Source organism: Bradyrhizobium sp. LeoA1Lang (assembly GCF_055413685.1).
The window spans coordinates 1-22,970 of sequence record NZ_JBVAPG010000097.1; the positions used below are offsets into that span (position 1 = coordinate 1).

16 protein-coding genes are annotated in these 22,970 nt (G+C 64.5%); 10 read left to right on the forward strand and 6 right to left on the reverse strand.

All coding sequences use genetic code 11. The features are described 5' to 3' along the window. Positions 1 to 424 precede the first annotated feature (424 nt). Entirely contained in the window at positions 425 to 670 is a 246-nt protein-coding gene (locus tag ACZYOF_RS27730) for a PilZ domain-containing protein (protein WP_028166833.1), read from the forward strand. Positions 671 to 820: 150 nt separating this feature from the next. After that, entirely contained in the window at positions 821 to 1,648 is an 828-nt protein-coding gene (locus ACZYOF_RS27735; RefSeq protein ID WP_463717775.1) for a tetratricopeptide repeat protein, read from the forward strand. A 10-nt stretch (positions 1,649 to 1,658) separates the two neighbouring features. Here ACZYOF_RS27735 and ACZYOF_RS27740 read toward each other — a convergent pair whose 3' ends face one another. From ACZYOF_RS27740 to metC, 5 genes are all read right to left on the reverse strand, one after another. Next, the gene (locus ACZYOF_RS27740; protein ID WP_463717776.1) at positions 1,659 to 2,948 is read right to left on the reverse strand and encodes an AAA family ATPase; all 1,290 of its coding nucleotides are present in this window, start codon (positions 2,946 to 2,948) and stop codon (positions 1,659 to 1,661) included. Beyond that, positions 2,945 to 3,679 (reverse strand): CpaD family pilus assembly protein, encoded by a 735-nt coding sequence (locus ACZYOF_RS27745; protein ID WP_463717777.1) that lies wholly within the window; start codon positions 3,677 to 3,679, stop codon positions 2,945 to 2,947. Before ACZYOF_RS27745 ends, ACZYOF_RS27740 begins: the two co-directional genes overlap by 4 nt. A 16-nt stretch (positions 3,680 to 3,695) precedes the next feature. Beyond that, positions 3,696 to 5,147: a type II and III secretion system protein family protein gene (locus tag ACZYOF_RS27750; protein ID WP_463717778.1), complete on the reverse strand. Its 1,452-nt coding sequence runs from the start codon at positions 5,145 to 5,147 to the stop codon at positions 3,696 to 3,698. A 14-nt stretch (positions 5,148 to 5,161) separates the two neighbouring features. Further along, positions 5,162 to 5,959: a Flp pilus assembly protein CpaB gene (gene cpaB / locus ACZYOF_RS27755; protein WP_463717779.1), complete on the reverse strand. Its 798-nt coding sequence runs from the start codon at positions 5,957 to 5,959 to the stop codon at positions 5,162 to 5,164. 206 nt (positions 5,960 to 6,165) lie between these two features. Then, entirely contained in the window at positions 6,166 to 7,359 is a 1,194-nt protein-coding gene (gene metC, locus ACZYOF_RS27760; RefSeq protein WP_463717780.1) for a cystathionine beta-lyase, read from the reverse strand. Positions 7,360 to 7,676: 317 nt separating this feature from the next. Between metC and ACZYOF_RS27765 the strand changes: the two genes are divergently transcribed. The 4 genes from ACZYOF_RS27765 to ACZYOF_RS27780 are packed head-to-tail and all read left to right on the forward strand — an operon-like array spanning position 7,677 to position 12,189. Continuing rightward, positions 7,677 to 8,693, forward strand: coding sequence for an amino acid ABC transporter substrate-binding protein (locus tag ACZYOF_RS27765; protein WP_463717781.1), 1,017 nt, complete (start codon positions 7,677 to 7,679; stop codon positions 8,691 to 8,693). Between the two features lie 18 nt (positions 8,694 to 8,711). Continuing rightward, positions 8,712 to 9,914 carry an amino acid ABC transporter permease gene (locus ACZYOF_RS27770; protein ID WP_130579203.1) on the forward strand — a complete coding sequence of 401 codons (1,203 nt, stop codon included), beginning with the start codon at positions 8,712 to 8,714 and terminating at the stop codon, positions 9,912 to 9,914. Beyond that, entirely contained in the window at positions 9,914 to 11,437 is a 1,524-nt protein-coding gene (locus ACZYOF_RS27775) for an amino acid ABC transporter permease (RefSeq protein ID WP_463717782.1), read from the forward strand. The genes ACZYOF_RS27770 and ACZYOF_RS27775 overlap by 1 nt, the downstream gene beginning before the upstream one ends. A gap of 11 nt (positions 11,438 to 11,448) precedes the next feature. Beyond that, positions 11,449 to 12,189, forward strand: coding sequence for an amino acid ABC transporter ATP-binding protein (locus ACZYOF_RS27780; protein WP_130579200.1), 741 nt, complete (start codon positions 11,449 to 11,451; stop codon positions 12,187 to 12,189). A 61-nt stretch (positions 12,190 to 12,250) separates the two neighbouring features. Here the strand turns inward: ACZYOF_RS27780 and ACZYOF_RS27785 are convergent, their stop codons facing one another. Further along, a complete protein-coding gene (locus ACZYOF_RS27785; protein WP_463717783.1) occupies positions 12,251 to 13,285 on the reverse strand; it encodes a cysteine synthase A in 1,035 nt (344 codons plus the stop codon). Positions 13,286 to 13,848: 563 nt separating this feature from the next. Here ACZYOF_RS27785 and ACZYOF_RS27790 point away from each other — a divergent pair. The 4 genes from ACZYOF_RS27790 (at position 13,849) to ACZYOF_RS27805 (ending at position 22,965) form a co-directional block, all read left to right on the forward strand. Continuing rightward, the gene (locus ACZYOF_RS27790) at positions 13,849 to 15,261 is read left to right on the forward strand and encodes an efflux transporter outer membrane subunit (protein WP_463717791.1); all 1,413 of its coding nucleotides are present in this window, start codon (positions 13,849 to 13,851) and stop codon (positions 15,259 to 15,261) included. After that, positions 15,251 to 16,669, forward strand: a complete 1,419-nt coding sequence (locus tag ACZYOF_RS27795) for an efflux RND transporter periplasmic adaptor subunit (RefSeq protein ID WP_463717784.1) — start codon at positions 15,251 to 15,253, stop codon at positions 16,667 to 16,669. Before ACZYOF_RS27790 ends, ACZYOF_RS27795 begins: the two co-directional genes overlap by 11 nt. Before the next feature lie 63 nt (positions 16,670 to 16,732). Next, complete coding sequence (locus ACZYOF_RS27800) at positions 16,733 to 19,861, forward strand: efflux RND transporter permease subunit (protein ID WP_130579194.1); 3,129 nt, start codon at positions 16,733 to 16,735, stop codon at positions 19,859 to 19,861. Beyond that, positions 19,861 to 22,965, forward strand: coding sequence for an efflux RND transporter permease subunit (locus ACZYOF_RS27805; RefSeq protein ID WP_463717785.1), 3,105 nt, complete (start codon positions 19,861 to 19,863; stop codon positions 22,963 to 22,965). The genes ACZYOF_RS27800 and ACZYOF_RS27805 overlap by 1 nt, the downstream gene beginning before the upstream one ends. Positions 22,966 to 22,970 lie beyond the last annotated feature (5 nt).

Consider the following 22,970-nt stretch of genomic DNA (forward strand, 5'->3'; position numbering starts at 1 on the left):
AATCGTGCCACAATGGCCGGCGGTGGGCGTGCTCTTGGTCGATGCTTGCATCAGACTCTCCGATGGTTCGAGTGTGGAAACCCAAACCTACCGGAAAGGGCGCGCTCACCGCCCCATGGAATCTACAGCTTCAAGCGCAACCGCTTGCTCGTGCCACAACAGCTCCCTGTGGTTATGGGTCCGTGCTTTCGCAGGGGGCGGATCAACCCATTTGTTCCCAAGGAATGGACACAGGAATTCACCTGCGCCTAGCCCTCGTTTGCTTGAGATTGCGTCATTTCGAGGAAAAGGCCGGCAGAGCCGGTAAATGGAGTTTGAAGGCGACAGTTCAACTGCGAGCAGTCCTGCTAGCCAGATTCCAACGATTTCTCGCTACAGCAGGAGAACAAACGGGCTAATCAATGAGTAGGGGCTGGGGGTCGACATGTTCGTCAATCGACGTAAGAGCGAGCGTCGTCTGTGCAGGAGTCTCGCCAAGATCCAGTTCGGCACCGGCACCCTGCCGCGGGACTGCATGATCACGGACATCTCCGATGGCGGCGTCAAGGTGATCGCCGAATATGCGGAAATTCCCTCTGAATTCACCATCATCCTTTCGAACGGCAGCCCGCGCCAATGCCGTCTCGCCTGGCGGATCGGCTGCGAGTTCGGCGCTCAGTTCGTCGATTAGGCGTGGCGCGCGCCGCGGCCAATGAGACTCTCCAGCGGCGAGGTGAGCGGCAGGGTTGATCGATATCTGCCGCGGACGGAACTCTCTTAACCCGGATTTAGGGTTAAGCTGCGAAGCATTCTGGGCAATCGCCGACCGTGGTCAGGGTACATGTCCCAGAAGTTGCTTCACCGATCCTCCGCCGCAAGGCTCCTCGTCGGCGCGGCAGCATCGGCGGCCCTGGTGCTGGCGCTTAGCGGCTGCCAGACATCCAGCCCTTCGGACATCACGGGATCGCTCGGCGACACGGCTGAGGCCAGCCGGCCAACCGCCGACCCGCGGCGCGACCTCGAGACCTACCAAGAGCGCTTCAAGGCCAATCCGAAGGATGCCGCAGCAGCGTTGCAATACGCCAAGGCGCTGCGCGCCACCGGGCAGCGCGCGCAGGCGGTCGCCATCCTCGAGCAGGCCTCGATGACCCAGCCGAACAACAAGGCGCTGCTCGCCGGCTATGGGCGGGCGCTCGCCGACAACGGTAATTTCCAGCAGGCCTTCGACGTGCTCGGCCGCGCCCACAGCCCGGATGATCCGGATTGGCGGATCCTGTCCGCGCAGGGGGCGGCGCTCGATCAGCTCGACCGCCACGACGAGGCGCGGCAATACTATGCGAGCGCGCTCAAGATCGCACCCGATGAGCCATCGGTGCTGTCCAATCTCGGGCTGTCCTACGTGCTGTCGAAGGAATTGCCGCAAGCCGAGGAGACGCTGCGCAAAGCCCGCAGCCGTGCGCCGAACGATCAGCGGATCAAGGCCAATTTGGCGCTCGCGGTCGGCCTGCAGGGCCGCACCGGCGAGGCGGAGAGCATCGTGAAGGCGGATGTGCCGCCGGAGGAAGCCGCCGCCAACGTCGCCGCATTGAAGCGTGTGCTGGCCCGCAAGGAAGCACCGCGGGGCGGTGGCGAGAAGATCCCGGTGGCAGCGGCCGCCGAGTCAGATTGACACGCGGGGGCTAGGCCGAGACGCCTTTCGATCGGGCACCGACCGCGCGCAGTTTCTTGATGATCGGCGACAACAGCGAATTGCGCTGTGTCCTTGTGTCGGCGCGCCCGGTCATCCGCTGCGCGATCTGCAGGAACGTCTTGGTGATGCGATGATTGCTGGCGATCTCCGCGATCATCTGGCCGTTATTGGCGGCGGTGCCGAACAGCTTCGAATCGAAGGGGATGGCGGCGATCGGCTGGCTGTCGATGGTCTTGGCGAAGGCGCGCACCTCGATCTCCGGCCGCTTGGTCATGCCGACCTGGTTGAGGCAGTACAGCGGGGGACGGTCGTTGGGCCGCGCCGCCTTCAGCGTGTTCATCATGTTCTTGGTGTTGCGCATGTTGGCCAGATCGGGCTCGGCGACGATCAGGATGTCGTCGGCGCCGATCAGGGCGCGGCGGGTCCAGGCGGTCCATTGGTGGGGCACGTCGAGCACGATGCAGGACGTCGTCATGCGCAGCGTGTCGAAGATGGCGTCGAAGGCGTCGGCGCCGAAATCATAGACCTTCTCCAGCGTCACCGGCGCCGCCAGCAGGCTGAGATGGTCGGTGCATTTCGCAAGCAGGCGCTCCATCAGCGCGCTGTCCGGGCGCTCCGCCTGGAACACCGCATTGGCGATGCCCTGGACCGGGTCCTGATTGTAATCGAGGCTGGCTGTGCCGAACGCGAGGTCGAGATCGATCACGACCGAATCAAGCCCGACATCGCGCGCGATCGCCCAGGCGATGTTATGCGCGACCGTGGACGCGCCGACGCCGCCCTTGGCGCCGCAGACCGCGATCATCCTGCCGACAGTGATTGCCTCGGACGCCGAGAACAGGCCGCAGATCGAGCGCACCACGTCGAGCACCTCGACCGGGCCGACCACATAGTCGTTGACGCCGCGGCGCACCAGTTCGCGATAGGGCGCCTTGTCGTCGGCCCTGCCGATCACGACAACGCGGGTGCCGGCATCACAGACGGTTGCGAGCTCGTCGAGGCCGGCGAGGAAGTCGCTGCCGCTCTCGGTCTCGAGCAAAATGACGTTCGGGGTCGGTGCCGTGTGATAGGCGTCGATCGCCGCAGCGATGCCGCCCATATGTACCGAGAGATGCGCCTTGGCGAGACGGCGATCCTCGCTCGCGGCCTTCACGGTTGTTGCGGTCGCCACCGTCGCGCAGAACGCCTGCACCGACACGCGCGGGGCAGGGGCGATATAGTCGTCGGCGTGCGGCGCGGCGTCGGTCTCGTTGTCAGGATGTTGGGCGCGGCTGATCATTTGCCTGTATCGCTGAGCTTGGCCTTGTCGGCTTCGGGATAGTTGGTGGTGGTCGAAACACCCTTTCGGTACTTCTCGAACGCTACGTCACGCCGCGGCGAATAGGCCGGCGTCTCGGCGCGGGGCTGCTCGAGGTCGGCGGGATTGTCGATCATCGCGGCCAGGTTGCGCTGGGTCGCGCAGCCCAAATTGTAGTACGGTTTGTTCTGGTTGTAGCCGTAGTCGTCGAGCGAGGGTCCGAGATCCTCCGGCCACAGCCCGCAGGGGCCCGCGACCGCGGTGATCTTCGGATAGCTCAAGCGGATCGTCGCCAGCGTGCGCGGATCGTCGGGATGGTAATTGCGCAGCGTGATGGAGCGCGCGGGCACGCCGCCGGCCGCGAGCAGCGATCGGATTTCCTGATAGGTCGCGCCGGCCGCCCGCGCATTCGGCGTGTCGACCGGCACCTCGGCGATGATCGCGCCGGTGCCTTCGCGGGTCCACGTTCGCGCCAGTCCCATCACATCGGCGCGCTGCGGAGCGGTCAGGCCGGCCCGGCCGTGCCCGACAAAGATGACCATCGAGCGATCGGCTTCGGTGACGGCAATCGGATGCCGCAGGCGGTAGTCGTTGGGAACGGTCGCGGTCGTGAGGTCGTCGCCGCCACTGCGGCAGGCAGCAAGCGCGACCGACAGGCCGACGAGGGCGCCCAGCCGGTACAATATGCGATGGTGATATGCTCTGCCCGTCATCGTCGCGCCCCCAAGCTCAGTCAATGATGAAGCCGAAATTGGCGGGATAGGCTCCGACCGGCTCGGCGCGCGCCGCCACACCGTAGATGCGGTTGATGCGGGCGAGCAGCGTCGATTGCGAATCGGCCGCCGGCGCGAACCCGTCATCGGGCCGCGACAATTCCTTCTGGGCGACCGCACGCACGACATAGGGCGTCACCAGCACCATCAGCTCGGTCTCGTTGTTGACGAAGTCCTGGCTCCTGAACAGCGCGCCAAGGATGGGCAATTGGTCGACGCCGGGCATGCCGTTGATGGCCTGCTTGGTCTTCTGCTGGATCAGGCCGGCCATCGCCATCGAGCCGCCGGAGGGGATTTCCAGCGTGGTCTCGGCGCGGCGGGTGGTGATCGAAGGAACGGTCAGCGACGTGCCGCCCTGGTTCAGCGTGATGGCATTGTCGGTGGAGAGCTCGGACACTTCCGTCATGACGCGCAGGCTGATGCGCCCCTCGGTCAGCACCACCGGGGTGAAGTTGAGGGAGATGCCGAACTTCTTGAACTGGATCTGGGTCGTGCAGACATGCGTGACCGGATCGCAGGAATAGCCGGCGGGGATCGGGAATTCGCCACCGGCGATGAAGGTCGCCGATTCCCCGGAGATTGCGGTCAGGTTGGGCTCGGCCAGCGTCCGCGCCACGCCCGCGCTTTCCATCGCGCGCAAGGTGGCGGTGACGGTCGGGAGGCCCTTGGCGACCGCGGCGACAGTGCCGCCATTGTCTGGCACCAGCGGGCGGCCAAAGGCCGTAAACGGGTTGGAGTTGTTGAAGTTCACGATCGCCGTGCCGTAGTTCATGTTGGCCGAAAGATCGACGCCCATCTGCTTGACGATGTCGCGCCGCACTTCGGAAACATTGACCTTCAGCATCACCTGGTCGCGGCCGCGCACCGTGATGGAGTTGACGACTTTGTCGGCGCCGCCGACCAGCCGCGCCGCGAGGTCACCGGCCTGCTGGGCCTCGATCGGAGACGACACCGAACCGGTCAGGATCACGCCGTCGCCGACGCCTTCGATCTGGATGCCCGGCAGCGTCTGCTTCAGCGCGGCGCGCACGCCGTTGAGGTCGCGCTTCACCGCGATGTCATAGGCGGCGACCTGCTGGCCGTCGGCATCGAAGAACACGACGTTGGTCTGCCCGACCGCCGCGCCGATGATGTAGGCACGCTGCGCGGAGCGAACGACCGCGTTGGCGATCTTGGGATCGGCGACCAGCACGTCCTTCACGTCGCGCGGCAGGTCGACGATCACGGATTTGCCGACGCCGAGCGCCAGGAATCGGGTCTTGGCCGGCGAACTGGCAACCGGTTGCGCGCCTTGGGTCTCGGAATCGGCAGCAATGACCGGCGAGAGCGCCAGTGCGGCCGCGGCCGAAAGCAAGAGGATGCGGACTTGCGAAGACCGCACCGCAAATCTGGTTCGACCGCATTTCATGGCAGGCGTCCTTCTCACTTCTGTGTCGTTGTCGAGCTCGGGACGCCGTAGCGAACCACGTTGATGCTCTGGCCCCGCTTCGGGGGCTGATCTTGGGAGGCGCTGTCGGCGACGTTGACGTCGGCGATGCTGCGCAGCGCGAGCGACAGGACGCCGGATTGGCGCGACCGCGCCAGCGTCTCGGTCTGCTCGGGCTTCAATTCAAGCGTGACGGTCTTGCCGAGCAGGGAATTGGCACCGTCCTTCTCCTTCGGCGCCTGATCGATGGCGAGCACGCGGATATTGCTCAGGATGATCTCCGAACGGACGAGATCCGCGCTGTGCTGGTCCGGGTTCTTCTCGCGCCTGCTGAGGATGACGTCGACGCGGTCGTTCGGCAGGATGAAGCCGCCTGCAGCGGTCTCTGCCGAGATTTCCGTCGAGACCGCGCGGCTGCCTGGGGGCAGGATCGCCGCCATGAAGCCCGATCCGTCCGCCTTGACGAGCTTCTGCTCCCGGATCGGCTCGCCGGCGATGAGCGGCGCGCGCGCGATCGAGCCGATCACGTCCTTGATGGCATCTGGCCTGTCGTTACGGCGGATGAAATTGTTGCTCGCGGTCGCGGCCGGCCAAGCCTGCCATTGCAGGTTCTCCTGCTTGACCGATTGGCCGAGGCCGATATCGGACTGCGCGACCAGAACTTCGACGGTCGGCAGTTGCTGCGCGACCGGCTCGGCCGGACCAGGCTTGGTCTCGGGCTGGCGGACCAAATAGGCCGCGACGCCGCCCGCACCAAGCGCGATGGTCAGGACGACGATACGTGCGATATTCATACGCTTGACTGCTTACGCTTACCCCAGACTGCCAACGCCGCACGGCGATGGCAGCCCAACCCGGGAGCATGACTAAGGCAGCAAAGGTGTAAGGGAACTTGATGAGCGCGATGATTTGCCTGACGAGGATTTGGAGTTCTTCGTCATGGTGAACACGCGGTTATTTGGTCGCGCCGAAAGCCCGCAAAATCCCGGTACTTGTGCGCTTACATCGCCGCCTTGAGCGCGGCAAAGCCGCGATCGAGATCGGCCTTGAGGTCGTCGATGTTTTCGAGCCCGATATGGAGCCGCAGCGTCGGACCGCCCGGCGCCCATTTGGTGGCCGTGCGGTAATCGCTGCAATCGAACGGGATGACCAGGCTTTCGAACCCGCCCCAGGAATAGCCCATGCCGAACAGCTTGACGGTGTCCAGCAGGGCGTCGACCGCTTTCTGCGGGGCCGGCCTCAATACGATGCTGAACAGGCCGGAGGCGCCGGTGAAATCGCGCTTCCAGACCGCGTGGCCGGCATCGCTCTCGATCGCGGGGTGCAGCACCCGCGCCACTTCGGGACGCGCTTGCAGCCAGCGCGCCATCTCCAGTCCGGAACGGTAATGCTGCGCCAGCCGGACCGACAGCGTGCGGACGCCGCGCAGCGCCAGATAGACGTCATCGGGCCCGGCGCAGACGCCGAGCAGGCGGATGCCCTCGGCGAGCAGCGGCCACGCCTTGGCATTGGCCGAAATGGTGCCGAACATGATGTCGGAATGGCCACCGATATATTTGGTCGCCGCCTGGATGCTGATGTCGACGCCTTGCTCCAGCGAGCGGTGATAGAGCGGGGTCGCCCAGGTGTTGTCGTCGATCACGAGCGCGGTGCGCGCATGCGCGACGGCAGCGATCGCGGGAATGTCAGGCATCTCGAAGGATTGCGAGCCCGGCGCTTCGACCAGCACCGCGCGCGTGTTCGGCTTGAACAGCGCTTCGATGCCAGCGCCCACGAGCGGATCGAAATAGGTGGTCTCCACCCCATAGCGCGCCAGCAGGCCGTTGCAGAAATTGCGCGAGGGGCGGTAGACGTTGTCGCAGACCAGGAGATGGTCCCCGGCCTTGAGCACCGACAATAGCGCCGTGCTGATCGCCGCGAGGCCCGATGGCGTCAGCCCGACGCCGGCGCATTGCGGCCCCTCCAGCGCCATCAGCACGTCCTGCAGCGCCCGCGTCGTCGGCGTGCCGTGCCGGCCATACTGATATTCGCCGCGATGGGCATGGAGGTCGTCCGCGGTCGGATAGAGCACGGTGGAACCGTGGACGACCGGCGGATTGACGAAGCCCTTCTGGGCCTCGGTGTCCCGGCCCGCGGTCACCAGGCGGGTTTCGGGCTGTTGTGGGGGGACCGGTCCGTCGTTGGAAAAGCTCATGCGCTCGCCGTTAAAGACTTTTTGCCGCAGCAGCCGTGACGCGTCGGAAGAAGCGGGCCCGGGCCGGGTTTTTAATAACAGGACAGGGAAGAGCTACGTCAACCCCTTGACCCGGCTCGTCAGTCACTATGTGATGCGCCCAACTTCAAGTCGCCGCACGTTGAGGGGCCTGCCGCGACCTTCGATCCAACGCTTGGCTGATTGGCACGCAAGATGCAGGCCAGTTCGGCGATTCGCTGGGGATCATCGGTCGGTCCGTTAACGTTTGAGGCGACCGCACGCAAACCTTCCCGGACGACCCCTTGAAAGGCCCTGCCATGAAACGCGTATCGCTGGTTCTCACACTTGCCCTTGCCGCCGGCCTCTCGGCGCAGAGCGCTTCGGCGCAAACCCTTAAGACGGTCAAGGACCGGGGCATGCTGTCCTGCGGGGTCAGCCAGGGCCTGCCCGGATTCTCGTCCCCCGACGACAAGGGGAACTGGACCGGACTTGATGTGGACGTCTGCCGCGCAATCGCGGCGGCGATCTTCAACGATGGCACCAAGGTCAAGTTCGTGCCGCTGTCGGCGAAAGACCGCTTTACCGCGCTGCAGTCCGGCGAGATCGACGTGCTGTCGCGCAACACCACCTGGACGCTGTCGCGCGATACCTCGCTCGGCGCCAACTTCACCGGCGTGACCTATTATGACGGGCAGGGCTTCCTAGTGAAGAAGTCGCTGAAGGTCAATTCAGCGCTGGAGTTGAACAGCGCCTCGGTTTGCGTGCAGACCGGAACCACGACCGAGCAGAACCTCGCCGACTACTTCAAGGGCAACAACATGAAGTATGAGGTGATCGCGTTTGCCTCTGCCGACGAGACGGTGAAGGCCTATGAATCCGGCCGCTGCGACGTCTTCACTTCCGACGTCTCCCAGCTTTATGCCGAGCGGCTGAAGCTCGCCAATCCCGCCGACCACGTCGTGCTCCCCGAAGTGATCTCGAAGGAGCCCCTCGGGCCGATGGTCCGGCATGGCGACGACCAATGGTTCGACATCGTGAAATGGACGCTCTTTGCGATGGTCGATGCCGAGGAACTCGCCGTCACCCAGAAGAATGTCGACGAGATGGCCAAATCTGACAAGCCGGAGCTGAAGCGCGCCTTCGGCACCGACGGCAATCTCGGCGAACAGCTCGGCCTGACCAAGGACTGGTTCGCGCGGATCGTGAAGTCGGTCGGTAATTACGGCGAGGCGTTTGATCGCAACGTCGGCGCGGGCTCGAAACTCGGCATCGCCCGCGGTCTCAATAACCTCTGGAATAAGGGCGGTATCCAGTACGCGCCGCCGATCCGCTGATCCGACAGGCGTGCGGCGATGGCCATCGAGCCCCGGAAACCACCGTCGCAGTTTTTGCTCAAGCTGCAACGTGCGCTCGGCGGCCGCGCAGGATGGGGAGGCTTCGTCCTCCAGCTCCTGTTCGTCGCCGTGCTCGCCTGGATTGCCTATGAGATCGTGGCCAATGCCCGCGCCAACCTTCAGGCGCAGCGGATCACCGCAGGCTTTGGCTTCCTGCAGAACACCGCTGGCTTTGACGTCAGCCAGAACCTGATCCCGTACACGGGCTCGGACACTTATACGCGCGTCTTCTTCGTGGGACTGGTGAATACGCTGCTGGTCTCGGTGATCGGCATCTTCTTCGCCACCGTGATCGGCTTCATGGTGGCGCTCGGGCGGCTGTCGCCGAACTGGCTATTGTCGCGGATTTCCGGCGCCTATGTCGAACTGGTGCGCAACCTGCCGATCTTGTTCCAGATCCTGTTTTGGTATCTCGCGGTGCTCGCGGCTCTGCCCAGTCCGCGGCAGAGCGTCTCCGTGTTCGGCATGTTCTTCCTCAACAACCGCGGCCTGGTGATTCCAAGGCCGATCGGCAATCCCGGCTTCGAGCCGTTTGTCGTGGCGGTCTTGGTTGCGATCGTGGCGGCGCTGGTGCTCTGGCGCTACGCGCGGCGGCAGCTCTACCAGTATGGCAGAATGATCACGATCTGGCCCTACCTGCTCGGCCTCCTGATCGGGCTGCCCCTGGTGACGTCGCTGATCTTCGGCGCGCCGGTTACCTTCGAGATGCCGGTGCTGAGAGGCTTCAATTTCGCCGGCGGCTCGCGCCTGATTCCGGAGTTCGTGGCGCTGACGCTTGCGCTGTCGACCTACACAGCCGCTTTCATCGCCGAGATCGTGCGCGCCGGCATCCTGTCCGTGCACAAGGGACAGATGGAGGCCGGCTCCTCGCTCGGGCTGCACCGCGGTGAGGTGCTGCGGCTGATCGTGATCCCGCAGGCGATGCGCGTGATCCTACCGCCGCTCACCAACCAGTATCTCAACCTCACCAAGAACTCTTCGCTCGCGGTCGCGATCGGCTATCCCGACCTGGTGTCGGTGTTCGCCGGAACGACGCTGAGCCAGACCGGCCAGGCGATCGAGATCATCGGCATCACCATGGGCGTCTATCTCCTGATCTCGCTGGTGACGAGCGCGATCATGAGCTTCTATGGCTGGCGGATCAGTCGGAGCATGGGCTGATGAGCGATATCGCCGTTTCCAATTTCGTCCGCGAGGAACTCGTTCCGCAGCGGCCCGCGCCGGTGAAGACCACGGGTCTCGTGGGCTTCCTGCGCACGCGGCTGTTCAATTCGCCGACCAACATCCTGATCACGATCGTCAGCGTGCTCCTGCTGTGGTTCGTGCTCGTCCCCACGGTCAAATTCCTGTTTGTGGATGCGGTCTGGACCGGCACGGACCGCGCCGCGTGCCTGGCCGAGACCGCCGGGCATCCGGTCGGCGCCTGCTGGCCGTTCATCCAGGCCAAGCTCAGCCAGTTCATCTATGGATTCTATCCGGAGCCGGAGCGCTGGCGGGTCAACCTGACCTTCTTCCTGGCGGCTGTGCTGCTGTTGCCGCTGTTGATTCCTCGGCTCCCGGCCAAGGGCATCAATGCCAGCCTGTTCTTCCTGGCTTTTCCGGTGGTCGCATTCTTCTTGCTGCGCGGCGGCGGGCTCGATGGTTTTGCCGTGAGCTGGATCACGTCGCTATTGTCGGGATTCAACGACAGCATCGGCGACGGCGGGCGCAAGCTCGCCGCGGCCGGCGAAGCCGCCGCCGTGATCGGGCCGGCGCTCTGGGGGCTCGGAAAGCTGATCGTCCTGATCAGCACGGCGATCTCCTGGGTGCTGTTGCCCCTGCAATGGCTGCTCGACCAGATCCAGAGCGCAGGCCAGCCGGTCTGGATCGATTTCGCGATCACCGCCGTGATCGTCTCGCTGCTCCTGTTCTTCCTCGGTGGCGGTTTCCGCACCGGCTGGCGGCCGCTGGTCGTCAGTCTCGCGACCTTTGCCGGGATTGGTCTGGTGATATCAGTCATGAAGCTCGACCGCGGCGGCTTCCCCGTGGTCGACACCAGGCTATGGGGCGGCTTGCTGGTGACGCTGGTCGTTTCGGTGACGGGCATCGTCACTTCGATGCCGGTCGGCATTGCGCTGGCGCTCGGCCGACGCTCGACCATCCCCTTGATCCGTATCTTCTCGATCGCCTTCATCGAGTTCTGGCGCGGCGTACCGCTGATCACGGTGCTGTTCTTTGCGACCTACATGCTGCCGCTGTTCGTGCCGACCGGCTTCACCATCGACGGTCTGGTGCGCGCGCTGATCGGCATTGCGCTGTTCGCCGGCGCCTATCAGGCCGAGGTCATCAGGGGTGGGCTGCAGGCGATCCCGCGCGGGCAGGGGGAGGCGGCAAGCGCGCTCGGCCTGTCCTGGTGGAAGACGACGGCGCTGATCGTCCTGCCGCAGGCGCTGCGCCACGTCATTCCCGGCCTCGTCAACAGCTTCATCGCGCTATTCAAGGACACCTCGCTGGTGTCGATCGTCGCGCTGTTCGACCTGCTCGGCCAGTTGCGCGCTTCCTTCAGCGATCCCACTTGGGCGACGCCGACCACGGCTTTCACCGGCTTTGCCTTCACCGGGCTGATCTATTTCGTCTTCTGTTTCGGCATGTCGCGCTATTCTCTGTTCGTCGAGAACAGGTTGAACGCGCACCGACGCAACTGAGTGCATTCGCCATGAGTTCGAATCCGATCGTCAGCATCAAGGGCCTCAACAAGTGGTACGGCGAGTTCCACGTGCTGCGCGACATCAATCTCGAAGTCGGCCGGGGCGAGCGCATCGTGATCTGCGGCCCTTCGGGCTCCGGCAAGTCGACGCTGATCCGCTGCATCAACGCGCTGGAGGAGTTTCAGGAAGGCGAGATCATCGTCGATAACATTGAACTCGGTCCGAACTTGCGGCGCGTCGACGAGGTCCGGCGCGAGGTTGGCATGGTGTTCCAGAGCTTCAACCTGTTTCCGCATCTGACCGTGCTCGACAACTGTACGCTGGCGCCGATCTGGGTGCGCAACATCCCGAAGAGGGACGCAGAGGCCTCAGCGATGAAGTTCCTGGAGCGGGTAAAAATCCCGCATCAGGCCAGCAAATATCCGGGCCAGATGTCCGGCGGCCAGCAGCAGCGCGTCGCGATCGCGCGTGCGCTCACGATGAACCCGAAGGTGATGCTGTTCGACGAGCCGACCTCGGCGCTCGACCCGGAAATGGTGAAGGAAGTCCTGGACACCATGGTCGACCTCGCCAAAGAGGGCATGACCATGCTGGTCGTCACCCACGAGATGGGATTTGCCCGCGAGGTCGCCGACCGCGTCATCTTCATGGACGCCGGCCAGATCATCGAGTCGAACACGCCGAAGGAATTCTTCGCCCATCCGCAGCACGCGCGGACGAAGCTGTTCCTCAGTCAGATTTTGAGATGAGCGAAATAGCGAATGGCGAGTAGCGAATAGGGCAATCCATTCGCTATTCGCTACTCGCGTCCTAAACAAACGGCACGTCGATCTTGGTGCGCTTCTCGAGCCATGCCGGCACCGGCAGGTTCTTCGAGCGCATGAAATCCGGATTGAACAGCTTGGACTGATAGCGGTTGCCGGAGTCGGCGAGGATCGTCACGATCGTCTTCCCGGGCCCGAGCTGCTTTGCCAGCCGGATCGCGCCGGCAACGTTGACGCCGGTCGAGCCGCCGAGGCAGAGACCCTCGTGCTCCAGCAGTTCGTAGATCACGGTGACCGCTTCCTCGTCCGAAATCAGGAAGGCGTCGTCGACCTTGGCGGTCTCGATGATGGACGTGACGCGGCCAAGACCGATGCCCTCGGTGATCGAGTCGCCCGGGGTCGACTTGGCCTCGCCATGCTTGAACAGTTCGTACATCGCAAAGCCGTGCGGATCGGCGCAGGCGGTGACGATGCCGTTGTTCTTTTCCTTCAGGGCGCGGCTGGTCCCGGCGAGCGTGCCGCCGGTGCCGACCGAGCAGATGAAGCCGTCGACCTTGCCGCCGGTCTGCTGCCAGATCTCCGGGCCGGTCGAGTCGTAGTGCGCCTTGGCATTGTCGAGGTTGTTCCACTGGTCGGCGAACAACACGCCGTTCGGCTCGGTCTTGCGAAGTTCGTCAGCCAGCCGTTTGCCGACATGCTGATAGTTGTTCGGATTGGAGTAGGGCAGCTGCGGCACCTCGATCAATTCGGCACCGCACAGCCGCAGCATGTCCTTCTTTTCCTGGCTCTGAGTTTCCGGGATCAGGATCAGGGTCCGGTAGCCGCGGGCGCTGGCGACGACCGCGAGCCCGATGCCGGTATTGCCGGCGGTCGATTCCACCACCAGCCCGCCCGGCTTGAGCGCGCCACGTTTCTCCGCCTCCAGGATCATCCACTTGCCGGCGCGGTCCTTGACCGACTGGCCGGGATTCATGAACTCGGCCTTGCCCAGGATGGTGCATCCGGTCAGCTCGGAGGCACGCTTGAGCTTGATCAGCGGCGTATTGCCGATGGCTTCGACGACGTCGTTGTTGATTGTCATGTCGGGGGTATTCTTTGCCGGTTATTTCGCTCCCGGCTGACCCTAGTGCGGGGGCGGCAAAAGGGAAAGGCCCCCTTGCGCCGCGGTGCGAGCCGGCCCGAATCGACCCACCGGTCCGCGGCAATCTGCCTCGCGACTCTCGGTCCGCGAAATGGGGTGCCGGATGGTGTCGGAGCATTGGGGATTCGGGGCAACAGGCGCTCGGAAATCCCCATGAAATCTTCGTAAGATTCCGGCAGCTTCCGGTGCCCACGAAATTGAAGTAAGGCCTGTAAGATAAGGACAACTTGCTCTTCGGAGGTTCCCTGGTTGAACTTGGCCAGGGTCTCTCGTCGGGTTGGCAGGACTGTCCGCTTGCCATGCCCCCGGAGTAGTATGACGGGGCGGTTCCATTGGAAGCATCACTCCGTGAAGGTTCTACAGACTATCCCCCAACGCGTTGCGAACTCATCGCGACTTGATTCGGCGCGCGGAGGAGAACGGAGGTGACCCAGCGCATCCGGGGGGCTGCTGTCGGCGCACGGCCGCGCGCGCCTGTGCCAAGCCTGCGAACCGTGTTGCGCATGTTTGCGGGTTTTGTGATTGCCGCGGGCTCGGCCGGCTGCATCCTGACCAAGGATCTTCCCGATCCTGCGCTGGATATTCCCGGCGGCTACAAGGCGGCGCGGCAGACAAAGGCCTCAGACGCGCCGCCGACGCTCGACTGGTGGCGTGGCTTTCGCTCGACGGAGCTGACGACGCTGATGGAAGAAGCCCAGCGGGTCAATCTGGACATTGCGGCGGCGGTGGCGCGTTTCAAGCAAGCGGACGCGCAGGCTCGGATTGCCGGCGCGGCCTTGCTGCCGACGCTGTCCGGCAGTGGATCAGAGACGTATTCGCGTACCTCCGGCTCGAGCGCAAGCGGCTTGAGCATCGGCGGGCGCGAGGTGGTCAACTACAACGCCTCGCTTGCCGCGAGCTATCAGCTCGATTTCTGGGGCCAGAACCGCGACGCTGCGCAGGCCGCGGAAGAGACCGCGGTCGCCAGCCGCTTCGACCGCGAGGTGGTGGCGCTGACCACACTGACCGCCGTTGCCAATGCCTATTTCCAGGTGCTGACGTCGCAGGATCGGATTCGCACCGCCCAGCGCAACATCGCCAGCGCCGAGCGTGTTCTCAACGCGATCAGGGATCGCTTCAAGGCCGGCACCGGCACCGATCTCGACGTCGCGCAGCAGGAGAGCCTGGTGGCCAACCAGCGCGCGTTGGTGCCACCGCTCCGGCAGACCCTCGACCAGAACATCAATGCGCTGGCGACGCTGGTGTCGCGGCCGCCGGAGAGCGTGCGCATCACCGGCGGCTCGCTCAACAACATCGCCATTCCACGGGTAACCCCGGGCCTGCCGTCGGGGCTGTTGACGCAGCGTCCCGACATCAGGCGACAGGAGGCACAGCTCGCAGCCGCCACCGCCAATGTCGGCAGCGCCCGCGCGCAGTTCTTTCCGAGTATCCAGTTGACCGGGCAGGGCGGCTATCAGAGTTCGGCGCTGTCGGCGCTATTCCAGCCGCATGCGGCGTTCTTCAGCCTGGTCGGCAGCGCGACGCAGCCGATCTTCGACGGCGGGCGGATCCTCGGCAATTTCGAATTAACGCAGGCGCAGCAGGATGAACTGCTGCAAGCCTATCGCAAGGCGGTGGTGCAATCCTTTGCCGACGTCGACAGCGCGCTGGTGGCAATACGCGAGACCACGATCCGGCTGAGGCTGCAGCGTGACGTCGTGGCGTCGTCACAGCGGGCGTTTCAATTGGCCGAACAGCAGTTGCAGGCCGGAACTGCTGACATCGTAACTGTGCTACAGACCCAACAGACTCTATTCCAGGCCGAGGACGCGCTGTGGCAGGCGCAACTGGCCCGCCTGCAGGCGATCATCAGCCTGTATCAGGCGCTGGGCGGCGGCTGGGAGCCAAAGGTGGAGAGATCGGTCGATGCTCTTTAAGCCGGAAGCAAAGGACAACGCGAAGGCTGCGGAGGTGAACAAGCCGGGCTTGTTGTCGCGCCTGCTCAAGCGGATGGTGTCGCTGATCATTGCCGCCGTGATCCTCGGCGGCCTCGGCTATATCGGCTGGCTGGCCTGGCAGCAGAAGGGGGGCGGCCACAACGCCAACGCACGGCCTGACCTGCCGGTGCCGGTGCTGGCGGCCATGCCGCGCGTGCAGGACATGCCGGTCTATCTCGACGGCGTCGGCTCGGTGCGCGCGCTGAATACGGTCACGGTTCGCTCGCAGGTCGACGGCAAGCTGATCAAGGTGAACTTTGTCGAGGGGCAGGACGTCAAGAAGGAGGACGTGCTCGCCGAAATCGATCCCGCGATCTATCAGGCGCAGTACGATCAGGCCGTCGCCAAGAAGGCGCAGGATGAGGCGCTGCTCGCCAACCAGCGGCTCGACCTCGCGCGCTACCAGCAGCTCGCTCAAACCAACGCCGGTTCGAAGCAGCAGTATGACACCCAGAAGGCGGTGGTTGCGCAGCAGGAAGCGCTGGTGAAGGCAGATCAGGCCGCGATCGACAACGCGGCGGCGACGCTGAGTTACACCAAGGTCGTTGCGCCGATCTCGGGTCGCGCGGGCCTCCGCCAGGTCGACCAGGGCAACATCATCCATGGCTCCGACACCACCGGCCTCGTCGTTCTCACCCAGTTGCAGCCAATCGCGGTGTGGTTCAGCCTGCCGCAGCAGCAGATCGTGCGGGTGAATGCCGCGGCCGGCCAGGGCACGCTCGCGGTCGACGTGTTCGGCAATGACGGCGTGACCGTGATCGATACCGGCAAACTGACCGGCATCGACAATCAGGTCGACCCAACCACCGGCACGCTGAAACTGAAAGCGGAATTTCCCAACGGCAATTTCCAGCTCTGGCCCGGCCAATTCGTCAACGTGCGGCTGAAGGTTGAGACGCTGCCGAAAGCGATCGTGGTGCCGACCTCGGCTGTGCAGCGCGGGCCTGCCGGAACCTTCAGCTATGTGATCGGCGAGGACAATATCGTCACCGCCAAACCGGTCACGGTCATCCAGCAGAACGAGCATGACGCCGTGATCGGCAAGGGGATCGCGGCCTCTGACCGCGTCGTCACGACGGGATTTGCCAATCTCGCCGATGGATCGAAAGTCATCATCGGCAAGGACGACGCCGCGCCGACCGCCGATCTCGCGCCGCGCAAGCGCAGCCGCAGCCCGGATGCCAAGAACGGCCAAGCCAAGGATGGTCAGGCCAAAGATGGCCAGGCAAAGGACGGCGAACATCGTTCGCGGCGCGAGCGCACGCAGGGCGAGGGCGACCAGAAGGGCTCGAGCGGGGCGGCAACGGGGGGTGAAACGTCAGGCGGCGCAGCGAAGTCGCAGCCATGACCGGACGATCAACCTGAATGTCTGACTTCATGTCTGACTTCGCAAGGACGAGTACGCAAAGCCATGGGCGTCTCTGAACCGTTCATCCGCCGGCCGATCGCGACCTCGCTGCTCGGGATCGCGCTTCTGATCGGCGGCGCGCTCGGCTATTTCGCGCTGCCGGTCTCGGCGCTGCCGCAGGTCGACTTCCCGACGGTGCAGGTGTCGACGCAACTGCCGGGCGCCAGCCCCGATGTGATCGCGTCCCTGATCACGGCACCGCTCGAACGCCAGCTCGGACAGATCCCGTCGCTGTCGTCGATGAATTCGACCAGCTCGTTCGGCGTCAGCCAGATTTCGCTGCAGTTCGATCTCAACCGCGACATCGATGGCGCGACCCAGGACGTCCAGGCTGCGATCAATGCCGCCGCGGGGGTATTGCCGAAGAATCTTCCATACCCGCCGGTGTACGCGAAAGTGAATCCGGCGGATGCGCCGGTCATGACGCTGGCGCTGACATCGGAGACGATCTCGCTGCGCGCGATGAGCGACCTCGCCGACACGATCCTTGGCCAGCGGCTGAGCCAAATTTCGGGTGTCGGCCGCGTCGCCGTGCTCGGCGGGCTGAAACCGGCGGTGCGGGTGCAGGCCGATCTGGCGCGGCTTGCGGCCTATGGCATCTCGATGGAGGACCTGCGCAACGCCATTGCCGGCGCCAACGTCTCGGGCCCGAAAGGATCGCTCGACGGCGCGCAGCAAGCCTACACGATCGCCGCCAACGACCAGATCGCGGCAGCGGAGGCCTACAAGCCGATCATCATCGCCTATCGCAACGGCTCGCCGGTGACGATCGGCGACGTGGCCGTGATCGTCGACGGGCTCGAGAACGACCGCACCGGCGGCTGGTACCAGGGCACCCCGGCTGTTATCATCGACATCCAGCGCCAACCCGGCGCCAATGTCATCGAGGTCGTCCGCCAGATCCGCGACGAGATCCCGCGGTTGCAACGGCTGATTCCTGCCGGCGTCAACCTGACCATCGTCAGCGATCGCACCGTCACCATCCGCGCCTCCGTCCGCGACGTGCAGTTTACGCTGATCCTGAGCGTCGTGCTGGTGACGCTGGTGGTGCTGTTGTTCCTGCGCTCCCTGCGCGCCACGCTGATCGCGGGCGTCGCGCTGCCGCTGTCTTTGATCACGAGCTTCGGCATCATGTATTTTGCCGGCTTCAGCCTCGACAATCTGTCGCTGATGGCGCTGACGATCGGCACCGGCTTCGTGGTCGACGACGCCATCGTGATGATCGAGAACATCGTCCGCCACATGGAGGAGGGCGAGTCGGTGATGGAAGCGGCGCTCAAGGGCGCGAGCGAGATCGGCTTCACCGTGATCTCGCTGACGCTGTCGCTGATCGCGGTCTTCATCCCGCTGTTGTTCATGTCCGGGCTGGTCGGGCGCATGTTCCGCGAATTTGCGCTGACGCTGACGATTGCGGTGGTGACCTCGGCGGTAGTCTCGCTGACGTTGACGCCGATGATGTGCTCGCGCCTCTTGAAGCATGTCGGCGAGGAATTCGTGCTGCCGGGCCTTGGCGCCATCAGCGGCTTCATCGACCGTATGGTCGAGTTCTACCACCGCACGCTGCTGTGGGTGCTGCAGCGCCAGCGCGCGACCCTGCTGGTGACCTTCGCCACCATCGCGCTCACGCTGTTCATGTATGTGATCGCGCCAAAGGGCTTCCTGCCGCTGCAGGATACGTCATCGATAACAGCGGTGACCGAGGCCGGCCCGGACGTCTCTTTCGCTGAAATGCAGGCGCGGCAGACCAAGGCGGCGGACCTGATCAAGTCGGACCCGGACGTGACCGGCGTGGTTTCCGTGATCGGCGCCGGTTCGGTCAACCCGACCACCAATGTCGGCCGGCTCGTGATGACGCTCAGGCCGCTCGGCGAGCGGCGTGACGGCATTTCGACGGTGGTGGCGCGGCTGAAGCAGAAGACGGCGTCGATCCCGGGCATGACCATCTATTTCCAGCCGGTGCAGGACGTGCAGATTTCGACACAGTCGAGCCGGTCGCAGTACCAGTACACGCTGAACGGCACCGACGCGAAAGAGGTGTCGCTGTGGGCGGGCAAGCTGGTCGCCGAGATGCGGCGTGATCCGATGTTCCGCGACGTGTCGTCGGAGGCGCAGGAGGCTGGCCTGCGGGCGGCACTCGATATCAATCGCCAGCGCGCGGGCCAGCTCGGCGTCAGCCTGCAGGCCGTCAACGACACCCTGAACGACGCGTTCGCGCAGCGGCAGATTTCGACCATTTACGGACAGGCCAACCAGTACCGCGTCGTGCTGGAGGCGCTGCCGATGTATCAGCGCGATCCATCGATCCTCGACAAGCTGTATTTGCCCGGCGTGAACGGCGCGCAGGTGCCGCTGTCGGCAGTGGCGACGCTGACGCGCACCACGGCGCCGCTCGCGATCTCGCACCAGGCGCAATTCCCGGCGGTGTCGCTCAGCTTCAACCTCGCGCCCGGCGAGGCGCTCGGCGATGCCGTTGAAGCGGTGAAGGCGCTCGAGACCCGGATCGGCATGCCCAACAGCATCGTCGGAGTCTATACCGGCGACGCCGCGGAATTTTCCAGATCGCTCGCCGGCCAGCCCTGGCTGATCCTCGCCGCGATCATCACGATCTACATCGTGCTGGGCGTGCTCTATGAGAGCTACATCCACCCCATCACCATCCTGTCGACGCTGCCTTCGGCAGGCGTCGGCGCCATCCTGGCGCTGATGCTGTTCGGGCAGGACCTTTCGGTCATCGGCCTGATCGGAATCATTCTCCTGATGGGCATCGTCAAGAAGAACGCGATCATGATGATCGACTTCGCGCTGGAGGCGGAGCGGCACAAGGGCATGTCGCCCTATGACGCGATCGTGCAGGCCTGCCTGCTGCGCTTCCGGCCGATCATGATGACGACACTGGCGGCGCTGTTCGGCGCGCTGCCGCTTGCGATCGAAAGCGGCACCGGCGCCGAGCTGCGCTTTCCGCTCGGCATCTCCATCATCGGCGGCCTCCTGCTCAGCCAGTTGCTGACGCTCTACACGACGCCCGTGATCTACCTCGCGCTCGACCGGCTGAACCGCAGGATCGAGCACGCGCTGCCAGACCCGGGGCCGCAGGGCCCGCCGGTCGCGGGGGCGACCGAGGGGATGCAGTGATGGCATCGATCTCGATCTCGGAGCCCTTCATCCGTCGTCCGGTCGGCACCACGCTCATGGCGATCGGGCTCTTCCTGCTGGGGATCGTGGCGTACGAGTTCCTGCCGGTGGCGTCGGTTCCGAACGTCGATTTCCCGATGATCAGGGTGTTCGCATCGCGGCCGGGCGCCGACCCGTCGGTGATGGCTGCGACGGTGGCGGCGCCGCTGGAGCGCCGGCTTGGCGAGATCGCGGACGTGGAGCAGATCACGTCGGTGAGTTCGCTCGGCAGCACCAGCATCCAGGTGCAGTTCGCGATCGGGCGCAACATCGATCGTGCTGCGCGCGACGTGCAGGCGGCGATCAACGCCTCGATGGCGGATCTGCCGACCGACCTGCCGACATTGCCGATCTTCAGGAAAGCCAATCCGGCGGCGGCGCCGGTGTTCGTGCTGGCGCTGACGTCGAAGACGATGTCGACCAGCGCGATGTACGATGTGGCGGATACGGTGCTCGCGCAGCGCATCTCGCAAGTGCCTGGAGTGGGCGAGGTCACGGTCTCCGGCGCCGATCAACCGGCGGTGCGGATCTCGCTCAATCCGATGGCGCTGTCGAATGCGGGCATTGCCACGGAGGACGTCCGCCAGGCCATCGTCAATGCCAATCCGCTCGGGCCGGTCGGCATCTTCAATGGCGGCCGCCAGAGCGAGACGCTCTCGATCAATCCGCAGATGCGAACCGCCGCCGAGTTCCGCAACATCCTGATCAAGAGTGCGAACGGCAATTTCGTCCGCCTCTCTGATGTCGCGGAAATCGAAGACAGCGTGCGCAACGTCCGCTCGGTCGCCTGGTTCAACAAGCAGCCCGCGGTCCTGATCCAGATCACCAAGCAGGGCGACGCCAATGTCATCGACACCGTCGACCGGGTGAATGCGATGCTGCCGGAGCTGAAGCAGTGGATCCCCGCCGGTCTCGAGATTTCCACCCTCGTGGACCGCACCGGCACCATCCGCGCCAGCGTGCTCGACATGCAACTGACGCTGCTTGCCACCGCCGGGCTCGTCATGGTCGTGGTGTTCGTGTTCTTGCGCCGCTTGACGCCGACGATTGCGGCGGGCGTCTCGGTGCCGCTGGCGCTCGCGGGTACGTGCGCCGGCATGTGGCTCGCCAGTTTCTCGATCGACAATCTGTCGCTGATGGCGCTGGCGATCTCCGTCGGCTTCGTGGTCGACGACGCGATCGTGATGATCGAGAACATGTACCGCAATCTCGAGCAGGGCATGGCGCCTCATCCGGCGGCACTGGAGGGGGCCAAGCAGATCGGCTTCACCGTGGTTTCGATTTCGCTGTCGCTGATCGCCGCCTTCACGCCGCTGATCTTCATGGACGGCATCGTCGGCCGGCTGTTGCGTGAATTCTCGCTGACGCTGACCTTCGCCATCCTGGTCTCGACCCTGGTGTCGCTGACGATCACCCCGATGATCTGTGCGCATTACATCAAGGAAGCGACCTCCGACCGCGCCACCTGGTTCGATCGTCTGATCGAGGGAACCCTGTCGCGCATCGTGCGCTTCTATACGTGGACGCTGCGCGGCGTGCTCGATTTTCCGTTCATGACCTTGCTCGTGTTCTTCGCCACGATCGCGCTGACCGTGACGCTCTACATCAAGACGCCAAAGGGCTATTTCCCGACCGACGACAGCGGCTTCGTCATCGGCGCGACGCGGGCATCGCCTGACACCTCGTTCCAGGCCATGCTCAAATTGCAGCAACAGGTGGCCGACATCGTGATGGCCGATCCTGCGGTCGCCGGAATCGGCTCTTCGCTCGGGAGCGGCGGGATGGGCGGTGGCGCCAACCGAGGCACCATGTTCATTAGCCTGAAGTCGCCGGAGGAGCGGGGAGGAGTTTCTACGCAGCTTGTGATCGATCGCCTGCGCCGCAACCTGTTCACGGTGCCGGGCATCCGCCTGTTCATGTTCGCGGCTCAGGACGTCCGCGCCGGCGGACGACAGAGCGATTCCGACTACCAGTACACGCTCTCGAGCGCCGATCTCGACTTGTTGCAGAAGTGGGCGCCGATCGTCGCCAAGCGCATGGAGACCGTTGAAGGTATCACCGACGTCTCCAGCGATCGCGACCCCGGCGGATTGCAGCTCAATTTGGTGATCGACCGCAAGACCGCCTCAAGCCTCGGCGTCCGCGTGCAGGATATCGACAACGCGCTCAACAACGCGTTCTCGCAGCGGCAGATCTCGATCGTCTATACCCAGCGCAACCAATACATGGTGGTGCTGGAGATCGATCCGAAATTCCAGACCGATCCGGCCAATCTCGAGCGCATCTACGTGGCCGGCGCCAACGGCGTTCAGGTGCCGTTGTCGGCCTTCGTCCATTACCAGCGCGGGCTGGCGCCGCTGGCCGTCTACCACACGCAGTCGTTCCCCTCGACCACGGTTTCATTCAATCTGCTGCCGAACGTGCCGCTGGACGAGGCGACGTCGAATATCCAGCGCGCTGTCGATGAATTGCACATGCCTGAAGGCATTCGTGGCAGCTTTGACGGCAACGCCGGCGACTTCAACAAGACCAGCGGGAGGCAGCCGCTCCTGATCCTGGGGGCGCTGGTTGCGATGTATATCGTGCTCGGGGTGCTCTATGAGAGCCTGGCGCATCCGCTGACAATCATCTCGACCTTGCCGTCCGCAGGGCTGGGCGCGCTGCTGGCGCTGCAACTGACCGGCACGCCGCTGACCGTGATCGCCTTTGTCGGCATCATCCTCTTGATCGGCATCGTCAAGAAGAACGGCATCATGATGGTCGATTTCGCGCTGGACGCCGAGCGGCAGCGCGGCCTGTCTTCGGCGGACGCGATCTTCGAGGCCTGCAGCGCAAGGTTCCGGCCGATCCTGATGACGACCATGGCGGCGCTGTTTGCCGGCATTCCGCTGGTGCTCGCCACCGGTCCCGGGACCGAGCTGCGCCGGCCGCTCGGCATCACCATTATCGGCGGACTGTTCGTTTCGCAGATCCTGACGCTCTACACCACGCCGGTGATTTACCTGTTGATCGACCGGTTGCGGCGGCGCGCCGAACCTGCCGCGCTGGCAGCGCCCGCGGAATAGTTGAA

Bases quoted from the DNA above. Each gene is read 5' to 3' on its own strand.
- ACZYOF_RS27770 (WP_130579203.1), top strand. From the start codon at position 8,712: ATGGCCATCGAGCCCCGGAAACCACCGTCGCAGTTTTTGCTCAAGCTG.
- ACZYOF_RS27735 (WP_463717775.1), top strand. From the start codon at position 821: ATGTCCCAGAAGTTGCTTCACCGATCCTCCGCCGCAAGGCTCCTCGTC.
- ACZYOF_RS27795 (WP_463717784.1), top strand. From the start codon at position 15,251: ATGCTCTTTAAGCCGGAAGCAAAGGACAACGCGAAGGCTGCGGAGGTG.
- metC (WP_463717780.1), bottom strand. From the start codon at position 7,359: ATGAGCTTTTCCAACGACGGACCGGTCCCCCCACAACAGCCCGAAACC.
- ACZYOF_RS27750 (WP_463717778.1), bottom strand. From the start codon at position 5,147: ATGAAATGCGGTCGAACCAGATTTGCGGTGCGGTCTTCGCAAGTCCGC.
- ACZYOF_RS27790 (WP_463717791.1), top strand. From the start codon at position 13,849: ATGTTTGCGGGTTTTGTGATTGCCGCGGGCTCGGCCGGCTGCATCCTG.
- ACZYOF_RS27765 (WP_463717781.1), top strand. From the start codon at position 7,677: ATGAAACGCGTATCGCTGGTTCTCACACTTGCCCTTGCCGCCGGCCTC.
- ACZYOF_RS27780 (WP_130579200.1), top strand. From the start codon at position 11,449: ATGAGTTCGAATCCGATCGTCAGCATCAAGGGCCTCAACAAGTGGTAC.
- ACZYOF_RS27775 (WP_463717782.1), top strand. From the start codon at position 9,914: ATGAGCGATATCGCCGTTTCCAATTTCGTCCGCGAGGAACTCGTTCCG.
- ACZYOF_RS27745 (WP_463717777.1), bottom strand. From the start codon at position 3,679: ATGACGGGCAGAGCATATCACCATCGCATATTGTACCGGCTGGGCGCC.
- ACZYOF_RS27800 (WP_130579194.1), top strand. From the start codon at position 16,733: ATGGGCGTCTCTGAACCGTTCATCCGCCGGCCGATCGCGACCTCGCTG.
- cpaB (WP_463717779.1), bottom strand. From the start codon at position 5,959: ATGAATATCGCACGTATCGTCGTCCTGACCATCGCGCTTGGTGCGGGC.
- ACZYOF_RS27785 (WP_463717783.1), bottom strand. From the start codon at position 13,285: ATGACAATCAACAACGACGTCGTCGAAGCCATCGGCAATACGCCGCTG.
- ACZYOF_RS27805 (WP_463717785.1), top strand. From the start codon at position 19,861: ATGGCATCGATCTCGATCTCGGAGCCCTTCATCCGTCGTCCGGTCGGC.
- ACZYOF_RS27740 (WP_463717776.1), bottom strand. From the start codon at position 2,948: ATGATCAGCCGCGCCCAACATCCTGACAACGAGACCGACGCCGCGCCG.
- ACZYOF_RS27730 (WP_028166833.1), top strand. From the start codon at position 425: ATGTTCGTCAATCGACGTAAGAGCGAGCGTCGTCTGTGCAGGAGTCTC.